A 21,571-nucleotide genomic window follows, 5' to 3' on the forward strand; every position below is an offset into this window, starting at 1 on the left:
TGGAGCAGCTTGAAGATCACCGTACCGTCCTCAGTGGCCCTCCCGTGGCTTTACCTCGCTGGATGGACCCGCTGCCCCTCAAGTGAAGGCTTCTGCAGGGCTTTCACACGCACATTCACCTGCTTCAACAGCACCTTGGCCCGGCCAAAAGGCACCAGCGCAAAGGTTGGCGACCGCAGTTTCTGCTTACCGTAGAAGCTGGAGATGATCCAACCTATATTCAGCACCAGCGAGGAAAACAAAACCGGCCATGAATAATCCTCACGGGAGAATGACAGAACCAACAGGCCGGATGCCCAAATAAGAACAGGCAAGGTAAGCAGATACCCCAGAGTCTGGGCTCCCGGGTAGCGCTGAATGCGTCTGGTTGCGACAAAAGCGATGGCAAAGGAGATAAAGGTAACGGCCAGGGTATTGAGCTGCGCCTCGGTAAACCTTGGCCAGCGTATCCCAAGCACACCCCATTCCCACAAAAAGCCCACTGAACCATACCCGCTCATACCAGCTCGAATGACGGCGGAAGGATGCGTAACCCATATAAACCCCAAAAGAAAAGCGAGCCGGCGCTGGAGCCAGCTACAAAGGACCTGCGAGCTTACCTAGAGAGCAGGACCACACTCAATCACTACCGAATAAGTCCCGCGTGTAGACCTTTTGCGCCACATCCTTGAGTTCATCAGATAGCCTGTTAGCCACGATCACGTCGCATTCGTTCTTGAAAGCGTCCAGGTCATGGGATACCCGAGAACCAAAAAAAGTTTCCTCATCCAGAACCGGCTCGTACACCACCACCTCAATACCCTTGGCCTTGATACGCTTCATCACACCCTGGATGGCCGAGGCGCGGAAGTTATCCGAGCCAGACTTCATCACCAAACGGTAAATGCCCACCACCCTGGGATTCTTCGCAATAATGGAATCTGCAATAAAATCCTTGCGCGTACGGTTGGCATCCACGATCGCTTTGATCAGATTGTTCGGCACTTGGTCATAGTTGGCCAGCAGCTGCTTGGTATCCTTGGGCAAGCAGTACCCGCCGTAACCGAATGAAGGGTTGTTGTAATGATGGCCAATACGCGGATCAAGCCCCACCCCTTCGATGATCTGCCGGGTATCCAACCCATGCACCTGGGCGTAGCTGTCCAGCTCATTGAAATACGCAACACGCATGGCCAGATAGGTATTGGAAAACAGCTTGATCGCCTCGGCCTCGGTCGAGCCGGTAAACAGCACAGGCACGTCCTTCTTGACGGCGCCCTGCCTCAGCAGCTCAGCGAACACCTCGGCTCGTTCACTGCGCTCACCAACGATAATGCGCGAGGGGTAAAGGTTGTCATACAACGCACGCCCTTCTCGCAAAAACTCCGGCGAAAAAATGATGTTGTCGGTGTTGAACCTTTCCCTGATCGCCCTGGTGTAACCCACCGGCACCGTTGACTTGATCACCATCACCGCAGCGGGGTTGATCGCAATAACGTCCGCAATCACCGCCTCAACGGTGCTGGTGTTGAAGTAATTGGACTGCGGGTCGTAATCCGTCGGGGTAGCAATCACCACAAACTCGGCACCGCCCAGAGCCTCATGCTTGTCCAGCGTTGCACGAAAGTTCAGGGGTTTGTTCTTCAGAAAGTCTGAAATCTCGGCATCCTCAATGGGCGAGACTCGGTCATTCAGCAGCGCAACCTTTTCCTTGTCGATGTCCAGCGCCACCACTTCATTGTGCTGGCTCAGCAGCACGCCATTGGACAGGCCAACGTATCCTGTTCCTACTACCGCAATTTTCATGATTGATAACATTCCTTACAAAGCGGCTTGCCAAGTGTACTGTAGCCAAGCCTCATAAAAATTACCTGCCAGTGGATACAAAGTCCTCGTACCAACTGACAAACCTGGCAATACCTTCTTCTATTTCCATTTTCGGCTTATAGCCCACCACAGACTCCAGACGGTCGGTATCGGCGTAGGTCCTGACAACGTCACCCGGCTGCATTTCCAGGTAAACCTTTTCTGCTTCACGACCGCACGCCGCCTCGATCGCCCGGATAAATCTGGACAACTCAATGGGCTGGTTGTTACCGATATTGAAAAGGCTATAGGGCACCTCGCCGGTAGGTATCACATCCTGAATGCGCAACACACCTTCGACAATATCGTCGATATAAGTGAAATCGCGCTGCATTCTCCCATGGTTGAACACCTTGATCGACTCGCCCTTCAGAATTGCCTCAGTAAATAACCAGGGCGCCATATCAGGCCGGCCCGCGGGACCGTACACGGTGAAAAAGCGCAACCCTGTAACCGGGATGCCATACAGTTTGGCATAGCTATGTGCCATCAGCTCATTAGACTTTTTGGTGGCAGCATATAGAGATACGGGGTTATCCACCATGTCGGACTCGCTGAACGGCACCTTCTCATTCATGCCATACACCGAGCTGGAACTGGCGTACACCAAGTGCTCCACCCCATTGTGGCGGCAGCCCTCCAGCACTGTCATCGTCCCAACCAGGTTGCTGTCCACATAGGCAAAAGGATTCTCCAGCGAATAGCGCACACCGGCCTGAGCGCCAAGGTGGATAACCCGCTGGAAATTCTCCGTAGCAAAGAGCGCAGCCATGCCGTCCCGATCGGCCAGATCCAGTTGAGCGAAGTGGAAGTTACGATGAAGTGTGAGACGTGATAGCCGGTAGCTTTTTAGGGCCGGCAGATAATAGTCGTTAAGGTTGTCCAACCCGACCACCTCATGGCCCTGCTCCAGCAAACGCTCAGCAACATACATACCGATAAAACCGGCAGCGCCGGTGACAAGATATTTCATAACGGTATTTAACCTTTAACGTGCGAACCTGTACGCCCAGCGCTTGACAAAATCAGGGGCCACGCGCAAGCCGCCCTTAAGTAGTACATTTACAATAAAACCTGAGTAAGATAGAAAACCGATCTCTCTCTGATACTTCAACAATCGGTATTCTTGTTTAAAGTAATCCCAGCCACGCCTGCCAAGCATCTCGTTTCCTGTACGCATTTTCAGCAACACATCCGGCAAGTTAGCCAACTTATGCCCCTTGCTTAACAGCAGAGACCATAAGGCATAATCCTGAGATTTTCTTAAGGGAGGATAACCGCCATAATCAAGAACGATTTTCTTTCGAAAAATAGCCACCGGGTGGCTTAGAGGGCTACGGCGCTTGGCAAATTTCAAGACAGCATCGGGCTCCAAAGGCAAGTGTCTTACCCCCTGCTTCTTTTGCAAGCCTGAATCCCATTCTTCCAGAATGGCGCTTGAGGCTACAATATCCGGGCTGGCCTGCATAAACTCAACTTGCTTTGCAAAGCGATCCGGCAAAGCAACATCATCTGTGTCCATACGAGCTACCAGCTCGTGTTTGCAGTACTTCAACCCCTCATTAAGAGCAACTCCCAAGCCCACATTTTGTCTTAAGGCCACAACAGCCAGCACATCACCGATTTTTTCTTGCCAGGCAGTTACTACCGACTCAAGCTCAGGAGTTAAAATCCCATCCTTAACCAAAACGATTTGGTCAGGTTTCAATTGTTGGTCGTCATAAATACTAGTCAGTGCATGGTCAAGGAACTCAGGGCGCTCGTTTTTATAAACCGACAAGAGAACGGAAAGCATCAGACAGGCAAATCCATTTTATAAAGTTGGCGCTGGCCAGAAAAAACAGAATCGAAATAAACTGATTTACCATCTGGCGATAAGCGTGGATGAAGATCACAACGCGACTCACCGTTAAACTCAAATCCATGAAAAAATTCACCAACATGCTTTACTTCTCCGGTTTTCCAATTACACCAGAGCAAATGTTGCATGCGTGCCTTATCAGGATAGGTGTCCGTAATAAACCAATCACCATGAACATGAGGGTGTCCATCACCATATTTTTCTAGTTCTGAACAAGGCAACTCTTTAAATTCACCACTGTTTACATTTAACAGCCAATATCCATCCTTGCCATTAGGGCCACGCAAATAACCCAAAACAGTTTCGTTATCTGCCCAAAAACAATGGCTAACCATGCCGTAATCAGCAAGCAAACGCATTTCTGCTGTTTCAGAGTTGGCTACTATCAATCGGTCAAAACGCTGACCATCGACTAAAAATCGATGCATAAAAATAAATTGAGAACCGTCTGGCGAAATAATAACGTGATTAAGTTTATGCACGGCGCTACCAAAAGCATCATCATGCTTTAACCGACAAGCATCTGCAATACTTATAAGCAGTCTTGCCTCACCAGTTGCAAAGTCGATCTTCCATAGGCCATCAATCTTTAAATCAGCTAACGTTGCAGCATCTAGATTTGGCAGGTTACGATATCCATAATCCGGTCTTAATGTCATCAGTCGCTGGTAATTAAGCGATATAAAGTAATCTCTCTTAAAACTATCCTGCACTGGATAACTGAACGTTCTCACCTCTCGCCTATCAGATACAGAGAAAACTCTACTGATATAAGCTTTCGCATCCTCATTGAAGTCATTATAAATAAAAAAATCGTCATCCAACCATTGTGCACGGCAGCCTTGTTGCCAGTTATGAGCATTTACAGGCACTTGGACAAGCACATCACCTTGCTGGTTAAAAACACACAATTTAATCTCTTGGTTCAAAGCTGGTAGTTTTGAAGTATTTGCATCCGTACTACAGGATAAAACCAAACCTTTAGAGTTTTCAGGAGACTTATCGTAATAACCAAAAAAACTAGAACCCGATGAACTAGCAATAATATTTGGCGAGCTGACAGCCTGGCTTTTGTACGGCTTTTTATTTCGAACATACATCAGCCGTGAATAAGCAGACTTAGCCAATTGTTTTATAAAAGGAAATCGACTAAGCGTGCGAGCAATGGCGCGCTCCAGGGGGTTATAGTTGCTCATCAGCCTAATTTTTCCCTTAATTTGATCAATAATGTGGGTGAGATCACACTCACAGACAAGCCAATTAAAGACTTAATGCTTGGCCTAACCGTTATTGATTTAAAATAATACTGAACAGCCTCTTTTCTCAATCCAATAGAAACTGCTTGAGCAGCTATAAAGTCGAACTGCTTTCTTTTACGCAACCTCTTTTGTTCGGCACTCAAACGTCTATCTACCAAGCCCTGATGCTTGCAGTTTAACATTTCAATGGCATTTATATAATTATCAACATTTAGCGAAATACGATTACGCTTAGTTAATGACCTGAAAGCAATAGCCAAAGGCTCTTCAACCACCCCAACCTTAGCATCCGCATGAATTAACCTTATCCATAGATCGTATTCCTCCCGGGCGCCAAACGACTCATCAAAGCCATCAACTGCTAGAAAAAGCTCTCTACGAATGATAGCTGAGATGGTTCCGCCAATATAATTCTCAACGAGTATTTCAGTTTTTGGGTTAGGCAGATTGTTTGAGCGGGTCACATAATTAATTTTTGTACCTTCATATTGAATTAGAATCTGAGAAAAACATACATCCAGGTCTTTTTTTTCTATCAACTCACATTGCTTCGCCAGCTTCTCAGGCAGCCATATATCATCATCATCAAGGAACGCTATAAACTCCGACATCGCACTAATTGCGCCCAAGTTCCTTGAAGAAGAGGCTCCTCTGCCTTCAAGATTAGGAACATAGCGAACAAGATTGCTATTCAAACTAAAACACATCTCTTTTGTTGCAGCATCATTCAAGTCATCAACAACTATTATCTCATCAGGCAACACTGTTTGATCAAGAACACTTTGAACAGCCCTTCTCAGCAACTCTGGACGATTATGCGTTGGAATGACAACGGCTATAGTGTTTTTTTTCATAGAGAAACCCTTCCCAAAAATAGCGCTCATAAAGCACAGCTATCAAAGACATACTTATTAAAACCAACTGCCATTGCCATTGGCCCACGCAAACAATCCAAAACAGTGGGAAACCAGATCTGCGATCAGCTCCCAAGCGGCATCCGGGAGCTCGTAACGCTTTGCCATGCGAGCCTCCAGCCTGTCATGGCGTCAACTCTACCCGTTCGGACTTTTCGTACAGAACCTAGCCTTCCTTATGGATCAGGCGTCCAAAAGTCAGCATAAAAAACAACACCAGCAAAGCCCCTGGAGCAAAAACAGGGTAAGTAAACAAACTAAAGTAGATTAATATAGAAACAAGAATAAAATATTTAATACGAAGATGCTTTGACCTCAAAAACATGCCAACATTAAAAATAAAAATCAAAAAAACAAAAACAAACAACGGGGCAGCAACCCCCGTTTCAGAATAAACAAAAGGGAAGAAAGTAACAAAAGCGTTATAGTACTTATCTCCATTATATGAATAAAGCGTAAACTCATTAAAAACATTGTCGTACATGCCGTATATTATGTCAGAAAAACCAATCCCAAAGAAAATCTTATAAAATGGAAAAAGAAAACTCTCTACCACCGTCTGCAAAGGATATGAGCTAAGGGAAAGTTCATTGCCATCTATCTTTTGAGAAAAAAGAAAGGGCTGTACTATATGGTACTCAAGAATACGGTACATATCTTCCAAAGAGGTGGAAAGACCATCCCTATCCAAACGCATGCTTACAATAGCCGCAGAAAATAAAAACAACACTGAAATAAGAAAAACATTCTTTCGTAGAAACGCAATTATAGAGTTATCTAATAATATCGTTCGATAGAACAATATCAGAATCATATAATATATGTAAAACCGGCCAGCCGACGCAACCCCAAAAACCACAAGGGAAAAAAGAAAATAATAAAAAGCAATCCTTTGAAATCGATCCTTTGCATCTATCAACATAACTATAAAAAAAATAACTATATATACTATATAAAACCTTGCCAACCCCCAAACAAACACACTACCGAACATTGCAGACTTAAAGTCATCATTCGAAAAATAATTCTGCCTGACCATATCAAACCCAAACGTCACGCCATATACCACCATATTAAACGATGGTATATTCATAGTAAAAAATACAACAAAAAAAATAAAAATCAAGAGACCTTTATTAACACTAAAGACGGATGACAACCTACTATCTTCGCCCACATTATATATTAATGAAATTGCAAATATAGCAAGAATGCTACAAACATAACATCCAACAACGATCAGCGAAGCGTAAAATGTCGGAGAAAGATGAAATCCTGAGTATAAAAAGTAACCCACCAGCTGAACACATAACAAAATCAGAATAGGAGAAACTATCCTCAACTTAAAGGCGAAGCCTTGCTTATTTAATTTAAGTAACATTAACTAGACCCTCTCTGCACCCTTACCCAACAACAGTGCCAGTCGCTCAACAGCCGAAACAATACGCAAAAGATATCTCACAGAAAACGCAACCACCTTCTCACTGACTCTCAACTCATTATTGAGCATCAGCCTACTTAAAGACCGAGCCGGAGGTAACACTCCGGCTAAAATCGTTACCAACGTTGCTATCACTCCTTTCCTCTTAGTGATATTAAAGTGCCCACCAGCTTCACGACGCGTTTTCTGTATCAACTCAGAAAGTCGGCTACGCGTTGGGTGCCACACAACGCAGTGATTAACATATTTTATTTTAAAACCTGCAGAATCAGCTCTTTTACCCCATTCCGCATCACCGCCAGACATCAAGCTGCAATCAAAATGGCCTATTTCGTCAAAACACTGTTTTTTTGCTATCATATTCGCGGTAGCGGCCATACCCTGATTCTCAACAAACTCTTTCTGAGAAAAAGCAAAGGCTTTCTCATAAACTTCGGATACCGTTGGCCTATCACCTTTGGTAATAAGACTTATACGCCCACCCACTCTTGCGTAGTTAGGGTCACTTCTAATAACCTCTACCGCAACCTCTAGCCAGTCTTCTTGAGGTTGGCAGTCTGAATCAGTAAACGCATACACTTCACCTTTCGCGACTTTCAACGCTGCATTCCTAGCCGCATACGAACCTGGCTTACGCTCCTCCAGGAGCTGGCAGTTTTCGGGTAATAGAAGTGACTCAGGAGGCTTATCTTCTGGATCGTTATTAACAACGATAATTTCAAAAAACTGTTTTGGGTAAGTCTGCTTACTCAACGCGTTCAAACATAGTTGCAGCCTGTCCCAGTCATGGTAAGTAGGGATTATCACACTCACAAAACATTTTTCTTCTTTACTCATCATACTGTGAACTCTTTCAGGTCATTCGCCCCATCCTACCTTTACAAGCAGTGCAAACTTACACGGTGCGGAAGGCGGATGAGACCAAAATGCGGGCTACTCGGCGATGAGCAAACGGCGCATTAATTACGTTTAGAAGGTCGATAGTGGCAAGGCGGCAACGCGATGCCGCTGATGCTTGAACAACACAGAATTCGCGCACTCAAGAAGCGAAGGCCATGTTCTTTGTCAGGTTCCTGGCCATCCGTACAAGATGAGCATACTGAAATGCCGACTCATTTAAATCGATATTTTTACGTCGAAGTGGGTCTTCGAGTTTAACGTGACGACCTAACGTTTTTTAACTGACAACCTCCGGGATAATGCCCGACGAAGCGACTCTCCAATGTTCGAAGAGCTAGCAGGTGCCAACTTATGGATATCACTCTGTTTTTTCAAGACATACGTCAACAACCTACTGTTTATATACAATCAGCTGCGTCCACCACCTTCCAGGACAAGCATCTCGCCTAATAAATTTAGACCATATTCGTTATAATAACTTGCCATATTTGCTGCCGGGGTAAATGTCATCTCGCCAAATATAGGAACACCATCCTTATCATAGAAATCTACGCGAACAAATTTGAATGGCTTGGCAAGAGCTTCTGCATGACGCACCATTTCATCGAAGCATTTTGGCCTATCAATTTCCTTGGAACTCTCATCTTTCTCATGGCCTATCGCCATTCGATTCCAATCCAGATCAAAGAAATTCAGCTTCAAACCATCCTCACGCTCCGAGCATACTAGAACCAGCTTAGCCACACCATTAAAACAATAAATTTTATAGTCAAGCGGGAGTAATCCAGCTTGATTTTCAATGTATTCCTCTACGATTATCTTTGGCTTTATTAAATCATAGTGGTACTCTAAATGCTTTCTCCCAAACTTCTCACCCATCCACTTATTTAACTTAATATAGACATCCTCGAAATTGAGCTCCCGCTTATTCTTGGTTACAATATTGTAGCCGCACCCATGGGTGCATTTAAGGGCAAACTTATCCGGCAAATCATCCCAAATTATCTCAGAAGGCTTATTATAAACAGCGATCAAATTATTCAATATTGAGCTGTCATGGTTTTTTTCGATATAGCTGTATACAGCATATTTGTCTGCACACACTGATTTTAATCCTGGGTCCTCGTTAAACTTCAGCCACTGCAGCTTTTCATTGAAGTCCCTTGGGCTAGCTAAATCAAGCCATCTTCCGGTAGTCTTCAAATGCAAAAGCTTTGTAGCCAAAGCAGGTGAGCACACGTTTATAGCAAGAACGAAAAAATGAAATACTTTATGCATTCCCTTTTTTAAAAAATCAGGAAGAGCTTTTTTACCATACTTTGCCATTAGCTTTTTCCACTTGAAGTTCGAATATCAAGCCACATTGAGATATGCTTCGTTACACATACAATGAGGCTCCATCGACGATTTATTTATATTCTTTCTGTGTCCCGGCCACGTTACCAACAATTCCTCCAACGCCGCCGTTAACATTTGTCTCGACCGGTCACCTTAATAATAAAGCCAGAGGCCGTCAGGATTCGTTATACAGAGGGTCGCGCGTCGATGTACATATCAATTACTATGTTGCCGAACCTGGCGGCTCTAATAATAAGCAAGGATTCGCTCATTTCTTTGCCTTTCCACGCGCTTCTAACTCGAGTGCATTCCTTGTGACATAGTAATAAGCTTCGTTTCGAATTAGATGCAAAGACAATATTTTTTTGTCTATGTGCTTACGCCGCCCTAGCAAGCTCGCAACAAGCTCTTTAATAGTAGACTTAAGTCCATGTCCTCGGGGTATAACTGAAAAGCCACGTAAAAAATTTGTTTTTACTTTCTCATAAGCGGACAAAACCATCATTTCATGTAGTTTTTCGTATCCATTTTTTAAACTTTCGGACAAAGCCTTGATATCAACCCTCTCATTGTAATTCGCGACATCTACGACTCTTTGCTCAATTCTGGTTATATGAAAGACAGGCGTAACCTTAATTCTAGAGGCTTTATCAAACTCCAGCATAACCGCATAGGACTTATCGTCATTCGCTGCATGCCCTCCCCAGTCGAAATAGAAATTTCCCAGGCTGTAGAAAATCAATGAAGCTTTGTATTCCTCGAAGCCTTGCGGTACATGGGGGTGCGCACCTACAACAACATCCGCACCCAGATCGCAAAAATGCTGATAACGCTCGCGCCATTCTCTTTGCGGAATGCTGTAATTCTCTAGCCCAGCGTGAGAAAGTACCAGCACAAAATCGCATTGCTTTTTCAGGTCTATAATATTTTTATCGATTTGGTTATGATTGATCCAAGCATAGCCCGCAGTATTCTTATCCTGAAAATAGTCTAAAACTCCAAACTGCGCCTCGCATGCATTGATGATCCCAAAAACAACACCATTTATCTCTTTAATTAACGGCTTATAAGCGCTGTTAAAATCAGCTCCAGCACCTATGACGTCAAGTTTTGCCAAGTGCGCCTGCTTGATTGTTTCCATCAAGCCTGACGAACCAAAATCCATTATATGATTATTGGCAAGCTGAATTAAATCGAAGCCTTGTTTTTTTAATCCGTAGAGAGTAGTCGCTTTTTGTTGAATATGAGGACCACTTTTAGCTATTGGAGAACCCGCACCTTCAACCGGCGCCTCAAAGTTGCAGATAGCGTAGTCCGCTCCAAGAACAATCTGCTCTAAGCTTGGCGACAGTATTTCCCCGGACTGCTTTTCTGTATTTACAACGTCGCCACAAATGAATATTTTAGCCATCCGAAGACCTCTTGCTATCAAACTTTTTAGCCATTAGCAAAACAATAGCAATTATTACAACATTTATGACTGCCCCAGAAACACCGAATATGGCAATAGCTACCAGGTCGCTGGAGAACACAAAGTAGCCCACCCCCAGGCCAACTAGCCTGATCAGAATTGTAAAAACGGTAAAAAACAGATAAAAACCCTGAATTTTTAACACAGGTATCGTTTTATTGCTGGGACTGTTCATAAACATGAAATACATCCACAGCGCGATCCAGCGGGCGTACTCCCCAGCGTCAACCCACTCGGCACCAAATACGAACGAAAACAGCCATGGGCCTGTAGCGATCACAACAAAAAACGGAACAAAGCCAACAGCAGCTAGTGCACCTGTTGCCTTCAGAACCAAGTTGAACAGTTTTTCTTTATTATTCGCTGCTTCCGCGATCCGTGGATAAAAAACGTCCCCAACTGCCCCACCGATCAGTGTGGATGGCACACCCATTACTGTTCTGCCGAGAGTGTAAAACCCCGCTGCAGCCGGACCGAAAAAGCTGGCCAGCATGAGAATAGGCAGACTCTGAGAAAGAGCATTCAGAGCAACCTGGGGGGCTCTGTATAGTGGGAAGTCTTTGTGGCGGTTTGCCAGCTCCCGAAGCGTGCCGGCGCTCTCGTCATTATCTGGCAGTGCCGCCTCTTTGCTACGGGTGCCAGCCCATAGGAGAAGCGCGTGGAGAGCCTGACCGCCCACCGCAATCACTATCAGTACTGCGCCTACCGGGTGAAACCAACCCGCTCCGGCTTTTGCGGAGTTCATTATGAAAGCTTGCAGAACGGCTACTTTGGCAGTGATCCTGAACTGTTTTTTTCTGATGAGCCATTGAGTAAATATCTGCTGAAAAGCCGCGAACAGCATGGCGAGCGGGATAAGTAGAAGAAACCCAGCAACGGCTCCCAAGCTTAATGCGTCAGCAATCCAGTCCCCTGCTGTCAACAGTACAGCTGCAGCAATAGACGTAACAATCAGCGCTACTAATGCACTGAGTTTTGCGAGTTTTTTTGCGTCTGTGTCTGATTTCGGCAGCACGATTGCAATCGGGTAGGTAAGTGCGGCAATGGGCGTTAGTACCCCCAGTATTGCCATGAAGGTACCCAGCAGGCCGAAGGCTTCCGGGCCATAGAGTCGCGTGATGACCGGTGCAAAGGCCATGGTAATGGCTTGGGCACCGGCAGTGCCGGTGGCAACTATGGCTACGTTGCGGACGAATTTGCTTTGACCAAGCTGTTTGATACGGGTTAGCAAGTGCATGCTTCCAAAGCTAGGGCGGATCAGTTAAAGGGAGTTGGTTGCTAATAAGTGCCTTCATCGAGCTGGTGCTCGACGTTCTCAGGAAACGCTCCCAGGCAAGATGCATTATTCTACGGTGACGGATTTGGCCAGGTTCCTAGGCTTATCCACATCAGTGCCTTTTACCAGCGCCACATGATAACTCAGCAATTGCAACGGAACCGTGTAAACGATGGGCGATACAGCTTCATATACCCAGGGCAACTTGAGATAGGTGATGCCCTCACCTTCATCCATATCTACTCGTTCACAGGCGAAGGTAATCAGTTGGCCACCACGGGCGCCGACTTCCTGCAGGTTGGATTTGAGTTTTTCCAGCAGGCTGTCGCTGGGTGCTACGCTTACCACCGGCATGTTTTCATCTACCAGCGCCAGCGGGCCGTGTTTCAGCTCGCCGGCGGCGTATGCTTCGGCGTGGATGTAGGAGATTTCTTTAAGCTTGAGTACCCCTTCCATCGCAATGGGGTAATGGGGGCCACGACCCAGAAACAGCGCATGGTGCTTGTTGGCAAAGGTGGTGGCCAGCTCTTCGATGTGCTGATCCAGGTGCAGTACTTTCTCGACCAGACGGGGCAGCCCCTTCAAAGCACGGACGTTAGCACTGATCATTTCCGGGGCGCGATCCTTTACCTGTGCCAGAGCGGTGGTCAACCATAACAACGCGACCAGTTGGGTAGTGAACGCTTTGGTAGATGCAACCCCTATTTCCGGACCAGCTTTGGTCAACAGCCGCCAGTCGGCTTCACGGACCAGGGAGCTGCCGGCGACGTTGCAGATGGCAAGGCTGGCCAGGTAGCCCTGCTGTTTGGCGTAGCGCAGGGCTGCAAGGGTATCTGCAGTCTCGCCGGACTGGGAGATAGCAATGAGAAGGGTATTGGCTGGTACCGCCACCTGGCGGTAGCGATACTCACTGGCAACTTCTACCTGACACGGCAGCCCTGCCTGATCCTCTATCCAGTACCGAGCCACAAGACCGGCGTGACAGCTGGTGCCACAGGCGACGATGTGGATGTTCTGGAGGTCTTTAAGACGAGTTTCCGCCTCCAGGCCGAGGATCGCGGTCAGCACGTGATCCTCGCCCTGGGTGCCTTCCAGCGTGTTGGCAATGGCTGCCGGCTGCTCGTGGATTTCCTTGAGCATGAAGTGGCGGTACTCGCCCTTCTCCTGACTGTGAGCGGCGTGCTCGTAGCGCAGTACCGGGTAGTCCACCATAGCCGCCGGTGCCGGCTACGGTGATGTTGAGATTTCTCATTGATTATGTTTTCTGTTTCGCACTGCAATTCGAATAAGAGCCAGCATGCCACCCAGCATGCCCCCAACAACCAACCCCAGCACAACAATCAACGCTTTCTTCGGTTTGATTGGGGTGTCCGGTACTTCTGCAGGGCTATCCAGCCTGTAAAGCTGTACGTTCTCCGGGCGGCTGTTTACCGTCGTCAGAAGCCCCCGGTCAATCTGCAAGTCACGTAGTGCACCAATGAACGGATCGTCGTTTTCACGCTCGCTGAGCAATTTGAGCTCAGAACGAATCGCCTTGGCGCCACGCATATACATCAGGCTGCCATCAATCATCTGGAGCAGTTCACTCTCGCCTGAGGTTCGCCCAGCCACGACCTGTGGACTCTCATATCCCACAGCTTCGGCGACGACCAGCGCTTCCTGAAGACGTGCTATGCGGTCCTCCCGCCGAATCCTGGCCGCTTCGCGCAGGTCGGCAATATTTCGGTCAATAGCAGCAATGCGGTTGGCGACTTCTTTCTCGGTATTCGCGGCGATATCTGACATAGTGCGCTCTGTCACCAGCTCCAGATATCGGGTCGCCCAGTCGGCCGCCAACTCTGGCTCCCCCGGCAAAGTGATAGAGACGGTATAAATACTGGGATTATTGCGCTGGTCTGGCTGGCTGACCTGCATCAGGTTATCCAGTGATTTCAACATGGCGTCCCTTGGAGCCAGGGTGCCTTGCTCCTCACGATAGGGGCGGTAGTAATCTCGGAAGAACCACAGATAGCTGCTACGGGATGTCAGGTTTCGCTTGAAAAGCGCATACACCTCGTCAACGGTGAGAGCAGGTAGCTTCGCCTGGATACGGCTTTCATTCAAAGGAGCAATATCTGCACTCAGTGGGGGGCTGACGGTCGCTGTGGCCTGATAGACCGGTGTGCTTAACAGCGCGTAGGCAACGGCAAGCAGGATGCAGAAAGCGGTAACCCCAGCGATCAGCCATTTCTGCTCCCAGAGTTTGCCAGCCAGTTCAATCAGATCGATTTCATCGCTGGCTGGGTATTGTTGAGGATTCTGTTCGAGAGTCACTGCACTCATATTCCTTTGTTGTATTCACTCATGTGACTAGATTGAGCACGCTACCGCCCCAGGATCTGAAGTCATTTTCCTGAGGACTCGTCGGCAATTGCGTACGGCACCTGCTCTGCAGGCATGGATGACTGGCCATTATTGCACGCCATGTCGGTTCTATCCCTGTCGTGCCGGGAGCATACATCGCTTTGACACAATCCGGTGCCAAAAATGGTCGGAATGTTACACATCCGTACCGGCTGCTACAACCTCCATTCCTCTGCTGAGCGGCAACACCTTACCCAGCGCTCGTGCTCAGCCATCAGGCCCGCTTTCAGATGGTGATGGGCCGTTTGTCGGAGCAGTGCAGCGACACCGGAATAGCCAACCAGCTCAAAGTCGCGATTACCCTAGCGTAGCTTGATCTGATCCAGCGCCTGCCCAAGGCTGCTGACCACATCTTCGGAGAGTCGATGACTGGTCCACAGGCGCGGATGGCACCCCGCTGTCTTTATATGCTGACAGGGTCGTGCGAGGTAGATGCCTGGCGTGGGGTCTTCGAAGGCCAGGCGTGCTATCAGTGGTTTTTTCGGGGAGGGGTCCAGACTCGGACGTGAACGGGTCGCCCAGGCATGACCGTCCGGATTTCCCGAGATAGTCATAACCCAGTCCAAAGGAGAGCTGGCCGACCTGGCAGGTACCACTGAGCAATCAAGGCGAACCTCGTCCGAAAGAGGGATGCTGTCAGTTCGCGGGAAGTAGGGAATCAGACGACTTCAGGGGGCCCCGGGCAAGCTCAGAGGGGTAGTACCATCTTCGCTTTCCAGCGCGGCCCTTCTTCAAGGTAAATGAATTGGTTTGTGATCTGCAGCAGGCCGCAGCGATTCAGTTAGATGCTTTGAGTGCCTTGAGAGGAACCTTAAGCTCCTGTTGCCGGTGCAGAAGACTCAGCAGGACTATCGCCCGTTCTTCACCGTCTGCCTTGCAGAAAACGGCGTCCAGCCCCCGGAATGGCTCTTCGGTAAAGGTCACCGGCTGCCCTTCACGAAACAGCGGCCTGCCTTCTGCAATCGCCAGTCTGGCGCGAAGCTCATTGATGATTTCATCAGGCACGGGCAGAGGCTGGCCTGCAAAGGTCACCATACGCAGCACACCCCGCGTGGAGCGGATGCTGTGCCAGTTGTCGTTGATTCTGCATAGGTTGATGAACAGATACCCGGGAAACAGCGGCTGCTGTATGACAGTCCGCTTGCCGTAGCGCATCTTTTCAACCAGATGCCGGGGGCAGTAGCAGGAGAAATGCTGGTTTCGGAGGTTCTCTTCAGCCCGATCTTCCTGACGTGACTTGCATTGAACCAGGTACCAGCGCGCTAACGCAGGGGCCTTTGTCAGAGTCTTCACCTTCACCCCTTATCATCGCTCAACGGAGCGCTGCAATATTACTTGACCATCATCCGGATCTACAAGCGCGAAAGGGCTTCGGCCCACGGGGCGAGTGCGAACCATACATTCAGTCACCCTGAGTGACAATTTACATTGGGTACAAAAAAAAGCCTCATGGAATAAGCACATCTATGTGGCGCCCCTTTTGTCGCGCTTTTTCACGCAACACGCTGGCCAGTCGTTGCTTGGCATTGGGTTCACCGTGCACCAGACGGACCTGCTGCGGCCAGTGCCTCATGCCGGTGACGAACTTGACCAGCCCTGCCTGGTCAGCATGCGCCGAGTAGCCGCCCAGGGTGGTGATACCGGCGCGAATATCAAACCGCTCGCCCTCCAGCTCCACATACCCGCCCTGCGGCCCGTATTTCTGGATGGCCCGGCCTGGCGTTCCCTGGGCCTGGAAGCCGGTAAAGATCACGTTATGCCGAGGATCACCCAGCATGGCCTTGAGATAGTTGACCACCCGCCCTGCACTGCACATGCCGTTGCCGGTGATGACTATGGCCGGTTGCCGGGTCTGGGCCAATCGGTTGACCATGGCCAGGTGCTGGCCGTGGGTATTGACCGTAAGCAACTGCTCGAACCCCAGAGGTTTGTGCCCTGCCGCCACCCGCCGCAGCGCTTCCTTATCCCAGTACGGCTTCAGTTGTCGGTACAACTGAGTAAAGCGTGTGGCCAGCGGGGCATCCAGGATGACCGGCATCTGCAGCCAATCACCTTTCTGGCCACTGATGATCGCTTCCAGTTCGTAGAGCAGCTCCTGGGTGCGACCGATGCTGAACGCCGGAATAAGCACAGTGCCACCGTCCGACAGGGCCTGCTCCAGCGCGCACTGAAAACGTTGCCGCCGGGTGCGCCTGTCCTCATGCAGCCGGTCGCCATAGGTACTCTCGAGGACGACGACGTCGGCGTTGTACGGGATATCCGGTGCGGGCAGGATAGGCGCGTGTGGCGCTCCCAGATCGCCCGAGAATATGATTCTTCGCCGGCGCTTCTCTCGCGGGTAGTTGACGTCACACTCAACCCAGGCTGATCCGAGGATATGCCCAGCCCGCTGAAAGCGTATGCGCAGCACCAGATCATCTCGATTGATGACGGTCATCCATTGGCGGTAGGCCGCCGGCTGCAACATGGGCTCGACCTGTTTTATGAAGCGCTCGGCCAGTTGGGCATCCCGTCGAATGCCGAGCAGAAAGGCATCTTCCAGCACTGTTGGCAGCAGCATGGCGGAGGGCTCGGTGCAGTACACCGGCCCCTTGAACCCGGCGGCGATAAGCCAGGGCAGCCGCCCGACATGGTCGATATGCACATGGGTCGCAATCAGCGCCTGGATGCCCGCAAGGGGAAACTCTATGGCCATATTCCCTGCCTGAGTGCCGCTCCGGGAGATCTCGGCGCCCTGGAAAAGCCCGCAGTCGATCAGGACGCTGGTATTGGGAGTCAGATGCAGCTGATGGCAGCTGCCCGTTACGCCGTTCACGGCACCGTGGTGTTCTATGCGGGGGTAGGTCATGGCGGCTCCTTGCCTGGCTTTTAGCCGATTGTTCTATGAAACAGTGGGGCTGAGAAGAGAGGAGTTGGCAGTCTGCCCCAACGGTCACAAATAGCCGCACTGACCAGCAGCCGGAATGGCAAAAAGCCGGAACTAATCAGCCCACCAAACGACAGAAATAGAGATACCCCGCCACGGACAGGCCGTTTTTCACCTGACTGGAGTCCGTAATGCCGTACTGGGATCTCTTTACCGACCGCGCACTCTGGATGCAGCTGAGTATTCTGGTGGTCGTCACCCTCGGAACCTATCTGCTGCTGAGCGTTGCCCTCCGGGTGCTCAGTCGCCAGCTGATGCAGCGCAACGAGAAGTCTCACTCCCGTGTGTTCTATTTCGGTTCCGCACTGCTGCTCAAGACCAGCAAGCTGCTGCTGTTCGCCTTTGCCCTGATGATCGGCCTCAAGACCGTGGAGCTGTCGCCCCGCTGGGAGGCAGCCCTGGCCCACGGCTGGTTTATAGCGCTGGCCTTCCAGATCGCGCTCTGGGCCGACCATGCGGTGCAGTTGTGGACCACCAGCCTGCATCGCGATGGCAAGGCACGCAACCCGGTGACCACCACCCTGATCGGAATCATGGTGCGACTGGTGATCTGGACCGTGATGCTGCTGTCGATCCTGTCCAATCTGGGTGTCGATATCACCGCGATGATTGCCAGTCTCGGGGTGGGCGGCATCGCCATTGCCCTGGCGGTACAGACCCTGCTGAGCGACATGTTCGCGTCCATGTCGATCGGTATCGACAAACCCTTCGAGATCGGTGATTTCGTGGTGTTCGGCGAGGTGGCGGGCACCATTGAGCATATCGGTCTCAAGACCACCCGCATCCGCGCCCTGAGTGGCGAGCAGATTGTGGTGGCCAACGCCGATCTGCTGTCGCAGATAGTGCATAACTACAAGCGCATGAACACCCGGCGGATCGTGTTCACCTTCGGTATCAGCCCGAATACGCCGGTGGAAAAGGTACGTCAGGTCAGCGGCGAGGTGCGCCGCATCATCGAGGGCATGGACGAGACCAACTTCGACCGGGCCCACTTCTTCGCCTTCAACGAGAGCCAGTTGACCTTCGAGGTTGTCCACATCGTGCAGACGGCGGATTACAACAGGTACATGGACATCCAGCAGGAGATCAATCTGCAGCTGCTGCAGGCACTGCGTGACATCGACGTGAAGCTGGCCTTCCCGATCCGCAAACTGGAATTCATTGGCGGCGATCTGCCGCAGGTACAGGTGGCCGGCGTGCCGCAGGACAAGGGTTCAGCCAATGACGCGCCCTACCGCGGACAACCCGATGGCGCTTGAATACTCGACGAAGCGACCCATTGTGCGGCAGCATAGGCGTTCGATTGACGGCTCGATTTTGGGAGAACCCATGAGCAACAGCTTTTTCCGCCGGCTGCTGCCGGCATCCCTGATGCTGGCCATGATGGCTGGCTGCAGCAGTACCCCCGATGTTTCCCCCAGCCTGCTTACTCAGCACGACTGGACACTGGTAGACGCTACCGATGCCGACGGCCACCTGGATGCCTCCCTGCAGGGTGGCGAGAAACCGCCGGTTCTGCTGACATTTCAGGAGCAGCGCCTGGGTGTGCGCAATGCCTGTAACAACATGGGAGGTGATTACAAGCTCTCCTCCGACAAGCTGGAAGTGGGCAATCTGATGCAGACCATGATGGCTTGCGAATCCGAACTGATGGCGCGGGAATCGGCCATCAAGACCCGGCTGCAGGAGCCCCTGCAGGTGCAGTACGACGCAGCCACCTCGCGGCTGACGCTGATCAATGACGCCGGCGTCATGGTGTTTGAGCCGGTGGATAAGTAGCCGCCTCCTGTAGGAGCACCGCCTCGGTGCGAACTGTAGCAGCACCGCCGGATCGCCCCGGTGCGAACCGATCCAGCACGCATTCGCTACAACCACGGCACGACCTCCCCTGTAGGAGCACCGCCCTCGGTGCGAACCGGTCCGGCACATATTCGCACCCGGGGCGGGTGCTCCTACAACCACGGCACGACCTCCCCGGTAGGAGCACCGCCGGATCGCCGGACCGCTCGGTGCGAACCGGTCTGGCGCGCATTCGCACCCGGCGCGGGTGCTCCTACAACTACGGCACGACCTCCCCTGTAGGAGCACCGCCTTCGGTGCGAACCGGTATCGCACGCATTCGCATGCGGAGCGGGTGCTCCTACAACCACGGCACGACCTCCCCCTGTAGGAGCACCGCCCTCGGTGCGAACTCCGCAGCGCCCGAATCCGCTGCTCAACCTCAAGCCCGACGGACCGTTGCCAGCAACCCCGCCGCGAGCACGAACATGGCAGCGAAGCTGCGATTGACCAGGCGCTGCTGGCGTGGCGAGTCGAGCAGCCGTATGACTCGGGAGGCCAATCCGGTGTACCCGGCCATGACGATAAGATCCACAATCACCATGGTCAGCGCCATCACCAGATACTGAGGGACGAGCGGCCGCGCCGGATCGAGAAACTGCGGCAATACGGCAAGGATGAATACGATGGCCTTAGGGTTGCTGGCGTTGACGATGAAGCCGCGCAGGACCAGACTCAGTGGCCGGCCAATGGGGCGGTGCTGCAGGCGCATCTCCTGCACCGGCGCGTGCCACTGGCGGTAACCGAGATACAGCAGGTAACCGACACCGAACCATTTGATCAGCGCAAAGCCGAGCGCCGAGGCGGCCAGCAAAGCCCCGACCCCTGCAGCGACGATGGCAATCTGCATCAGCAGGGCCAGCTGCAGCCCAATGGCGTTCCAGTAACCCCGGGCAAAACCGTAGTTCAGCCCACTGGCCATGGAGGCGACGGCGCCCGCACCGGGGCTCAGGCTGATGATCCAGCAGGCCAGCAGAAATGCCAGCCAGGTGTCGAGACTCATGGTGTCCTCCGGCGCGGTGCCGTAAAGCAGGAAACGCAATGATACCAGCCCGTCGGCCCGCGACTGACCCGTATTTCAGGGCTGGGTAAAGACAGGTAAAGTCGTCTTTACAAACGCCCCTTCCCCCACCGAGTGGCATATCCTGTGATCAGGGTCGACAGGGAATTTTGCCCCAGCGGGTCAGTCCAAACGGGAAAGTACGAGGGTACCACCATGAAACTCACACGCCCGGCCACAGCGCTCCTTGCAGCTCTGGCTCTATTCGCTACCGCCGCGTCGGCTGGCCCTGCCGCCCCCGGCAAGCCGCACGATCATCGCAAGTCTCACCCCCATCAGCAGCACCGGCCGATGCACCATGCACCGCCGCAACACCGCGCTCCGCCGCGCCAGCAGAGCCAGTGGTTGTGGGAACGTCAGCGCGATGATCGTATCTACAACAGCCAGCCCCGTCGGCCGCCGCAGCACAACCAGCATCACCGCCCGCCGCACCGTGACCAGCTGCGCCGGGAGATCCACCGTCACAGCCACTACCTGCGGCCGGCACCGCCGCTACCGCGGCATGTGCACCTGGTAGTAGGCCGCCCCCTGCCCCATGGCTGGAGCCACAAGGTCCCGCCTGGTCATGTACGCCACCTGCCACACTACCCCGGCTATGAGTGGCACAGCGCAGGCCGAGACCTGGTGCTGGTAGCCGTCGCCACCGGTGTGGTGTACACCATATTGGATAATGTGTTGAATTGAGGTCCGCGGCTCTTGTGCCGTCCTCACTTGTAGGAGCACCCGCGCCGGGTGCGAATGTGTGCTTGCCCGGTTCGCACCGGGGGCGGTGCTCCTACGACAAGCCTCCCACCACCCCGTATCGTAGGAGCACCCGCACCGGGTGCGAATATGTGCTTGACCGGTTCGCACCGGGGGCGGTGCTCCTACAACAAGCCTGCCACCACCTCGTATCGTAGGAGCACCCGCCTCGGGTGCGAATGTGTGCTTGACCGGTTCGCACCGGGGGCGGTGCTCCTACAAATGAACCTGCCAGCACCTCGTATCGTAGGAGCACCCGCCTCGGGTGCGAATGAACTGTTCCCCTGCGGCGGGCTG

At 51.4% G+C, this 21,571-nt stretch carries 18 protein-coding genes and 2 pseudogenes; 3 read left to right on the forward strand and 17 right to left on the reverse strand.

The features are described from left to right. Positions 1-50 precede the first annotated feature (50 nt). From BM046_RS03825 to BM046_RS03895, 16 genes and pseudogenes are all read right to left on the reverse strand, one after another. The gene (locus BM046_RS03825) at positions 51-500 is read right to left on the reverse strand and encodes a hypothetical protein (RefSeq protein WP_090537160.1); all 450 of its coding nucleotides are present in this window, start codon (positions 498-500) and stop codon (positions 51-53) included. Between the two features lie 118 nt (positions 501-618). Then, complete coding sequence (locus tag BM046_RS03830) at positions 619-1,785, reverse strand: nucleotide sugar dehydrogenase (protein WP_090537161.1); 1,167 nt, start codon at positions 1,783-1,785, stop codon at positions 619-621. Positions 1,786-1,846: 61 nt separating this feature from the next. Beyond that, positions 1,847-2,818: an NAD-dependent epimerase gene (locus BM046_RS03835; RefSeq protein WP_090537163.1), complete on the reverse strand. Its 972-nt coding sequence runs from the start codon at positions 2,816-2,818 to the stop codon at positions 1,847-1,849. Between the two features lie 15 nt (positions 2,819-2,833). Then, positions 2,834-3,640 carry a glycosyltransferase gene (locus BM046_RS03840; protein WP_218149994.1) on the reverse strand — a complete coding sequence of 269 codons (807 nt, stop codon included), beginning with the start codon at positions 3,638-3,640 and terminating at the stop codon, positions 2,834-2,836. Then, on the reverse strand, positions 3,640-4,902 hold the full coding sequence (locus BM046_RS03845; RefSeq protein WP_177197780.1) for a glycosyl transferase: 1,263 nt from the start codon (positions 4,900-4,902) through the stop codon (positions 3,640-3,642). The genes BM046_RS03840 and BM046_RS03845 overlap by 1 nt, the downstream gene beginning before the upstream one ends. Beyond that, entirely contained in the window at positions 4,902-5,819 is a 918-nt protein-coding gene (locus BM046_RS03850; RefSeq protein WP_177197781.1) for a glycosyltransferase family 2 protein, read from the reverse strand. Before BM046_RS03850 ends, BM046_RS03845 begins: the two co-directional genes overlap by 1 nt. Positions 5,820-6,045: 226 nt before the next feature. Next, positions 6,046-7,260 (reverse strand): hypothetical protein, encoded by a 1,215-nt coding sequence (locus BM046_RS03855; RefSeq protein ID WP_143084145.1) that lies wholly within the window; start codon positions 7,258-7,260, stop codon positions 6,046-6,048. 3 nt (positions 7,261-7,263) lie between these two features. Further along, complete coding sequence (locus BM046_RS03860) at positions 7,264-8,160, reverse strand: glycosyltransferase family 2 protein (protein ID WP_090537172.1); 897 nt, start codon at positions 8,158-8,160, stop codon at positions 7,264-7,266. 468 nt (positions 8,161-8,628) lie between these two features. After that, positions 8,629-9,546: an ATP-grasp fold amidoligase family protein gene (locus tag BM046_RS03865; protein ID WP_090537175.1), complete on the reverse strand. Its 918-nt coding sequence runs from the start codon at positions 9,544-9,546 to the stop codon at positions 8,629-8,631. Positions 9,547-9,826: 280 nt separating this feature from the next. Next, positions 9,827-10,969 (reverse strand): CapA family protein, encoded by a 1,143-nt coding sequence (locus BM046_RS03870; protein ID WP_090537176.1) that lies wholly within the window; start codon positions 10,967-10,969, stop codon positions 9,827-9,829. Beyond that, entirely contained in the window at positions 10,962-12,260 is a 1,299-nt protein-coding gene (locus BM046_RS03875; RefSeq protein WP_218149995.1) for a lipopolysaccharide biosynthesis protein, read from the reverse strand. The genes BM046_RS03870 and BM046_RS03875 overlap by 8 nt, the downstream gene beginning before the upstream one ends. A gap of 111 nt (positions 12,261-12,371) precedes the next feature. Next, a pseudogene (gene glmS, locus BM046_RS03880) lies at positions 12,372-13,514 on the reverse strand (glutamine--fructose-6-phosphate transaminase (isomerizing)); the annotation flags it as partial. Positions 13,515-13,553: 39 nt separating this feature from the next. Continuing rightward, positions 13,554-14,618 (reverse strand): LPS O-antigen chain length determinant protein WzzB, encoded by a 1,065-nt coding sequence (locus BM046_RS03885; protein WP_235818564.1) that lies wholly within the window; start codon positions 14,616-14,618, stop codon positions 13,554-13,556. Positions 14,619-15,013: 395 nt separating this feature from the next. Next, a pseudogene (locus BM046_RS16100) lies at positions 15,014-15,241 on the reverse strand (alpha/beta hydrolase); the annotation flags it as partial. A gap of 244 nt (positions 15,242-15,485) precedes the next feature. Continuing rightward, on the reverse strand, positions 15,486-16,001 hold the full coding sequence (gene rfaH / locus BM046_RS03890; RefSeq protein ID WP_235818565.1) for a transcription/translation regulatory transformer protein RfaH: 516 nt from the start codon (positions 15,999-16,001) through the stop codon (positions 15,486-15,488). A gap of 154 nt (positions 16,002-16,155) precedes the next feature. After that, a complete protein-coding gene (locus tag BM046_RS03895; protein WP_090537183.1) occupies positions 16,156-17,556 on the reverse strand; it encodes an MBL fold metallo-hydrolase RNA specificity domain-containing protein in 1,401 nt (466 codons plus the stop codon). Between the two features lie 209 nt (positions 17,557-17,765). Between BM046_RS03895 and BM046_RS03900 the strand changes: the two genes are divergently transcribed. After that, positions 17,766-18,893, forward strand: coding sequence for a mechanosensitive ion channel family protein (locus BM046_RS03900; protein ID WP_090537185.1), 1,128 nt, complete (start codon positions 17,766-17,768; stop codon positions 18,891-18,893). Positions 18,894-18,963: 70 nt separating this feature from the next. Further along, positions 18,964-19,413, forward strand: a complete 450-nt coding sequence (locus BM046_RS03905) for an META domain-containing protein (protein ID WP_177197782.1) — start codon at positions 18,964-18,966, stop codon at positions 19,411-19,413. A 442-nt stretch (positions 19,414-19,855) separates the two neighbouring features. On the opposite strand, the gene BM046_RS03910 is transcribed toward BM046_RS03905, so the two are convergent. Continuing rightward, positions 19,856-20,476: a LysE family transporter gene (locus tag BM046_RS03910; RefSeq protein ID WP_090537189.1), complete on the reverse strand. Its 621-nt coding sequence runs from the start codon at positions 20,474-20,476 to the stop codon at positions 19,856-19,858. Positions 20,477-20,689: 213 nt separating this feature from the next. On the opposite strand from BM046_RS03910, the gene BM046_RS03915 reads away from it, so the two are divergent. Beyond that, positions 20,690-21,217 (forward strand): anti-virulence regulator CigR family protein, encoded by a 528-nt coding sequence (locus BM046_RS03915; protein WP_090537191.1) that lies wholly within the window; start codon positions 20,690-20,692, stop codon positions 21,215-21,217. Positions 21,218-21,571: the final 354 nt, after the last annotated feature.

This window comes from Halopseudomonas formosensis, from assembly GCF_900115905.1.
In the GTDB taxonomy this organism is placed as follows: domain Bacteria; phylum Pseudomonadota; class Gammaproteobacteria; order Pseudomonadales; family Pseudomonadaceae; genus Halopseudomonas; species Halopseudomonas formosensis.

Bases quoted from the DNA above. Each gene is read 5' to 3' on its own strand.
- BM046_RS03825 (WP_090537160.1), bottom strand. From the start codon at position 500: ATGAGCGGGTATGGTTCAGTGGGCTTTTTGTGGGAATGGGGTGTGCTT.
- BM046_RS03855 (WP_143084145.1), bottom strand. From the start codon at position 7,260: ATGTTACTTAAATTAAATAAGCAAGGCTTCGCCTTTAAGTTGAGGATA.
- BM046_RS03840 (WP_218149994.1), bottom strand. From the start codon at position 3,640: ATGCTTTCCGTTCTCTTGTCGGTTTATAAAAACGAGCGCCCTGAGTTC.
- BM046_RS03870 (WP_090537176.1), bottom strand. From the start codon at position 10,969: ATGGCTAAAATATTCATTTGTGGCGACGTTGTAAATACAGAAAAGCAG.
- BM046_RS03910 (WP_090537189.1), bottom strand. From the start codon at position 20,476: ATGAGTCTCGACACCTGGCTGGCATTTCTGCTGGCCTGCTGGATCATC.
- BM046_RS03830 (WP_090537161.1), bottom strand. From the start codon at position 1,785: ATGAAAATTGCGGTAGTAGGAACAGGATACGTTGGCCTGTCCAATGGC.
- BM046_RS03850 (WP_177197781.1), bottom strand. From the start codon at position 5,819: ATGAAAAAAAACACTATAGCCGTTGTCATTCCAACGCATAATCGTCCA.
- BM046_RS03860 (WP_090537172.1), bottom strand. From the start codon at position 8,160: ATGATGAGTAAAGAAGAAAAATGTTTTGTGAGTGTGATAATCCCTACT.
- BM046_RS03865 (WP_090537175.1), bottom strand. From the start codon at position 9,546: ATGGCAAAGTATGGTAAAAAAGCTCTTCCTGATTTTTTAAAAAAGGGA.
- BM046_RS03895 (WP_090537183.1), bottom strand. From the start codon at position 17,556: ATGACCTACCCCCGCATAGAACACCACGGTGCCGTGAACGGCGTAACG.
- BM046_RS03905 (WP_177197782.1), top strand. From the start codon at position 18,964: ATGAGCAACAGCTTTTTCCGCCGGCTGCTGCCGGCATCCCTGATGCTG.
- BM046_RS03835 (WP_090537163.1), bottom strand. From the start codon at position 2,818: ATGAAATATCTTGTCACCGGCGCTGCCGGTTTTATCGGTATGTATGTT.
- BM046_RS03845 (WP_177197780.1), bottom strand. From the start codon at position 4,902: ATGAGCAACTATAACCCCCTGGAGCGCGCCATTGCTCGCACGCTTAGT.
- BM046_RS03900 (WP_090537185.1), top strand. From the start codon at position 17,766: ATGCCGTACTGGGATCTCTTTACCGACCGCGCACTCTGGATGCAGCTG.
- BM046_RS03915 (WP_090537191.1), top strand. From the start codon at position 20,690: ATGAAACTCACACGCCCGGCCACAGCGCTCCTTGCAGCTCTGGCTCTA.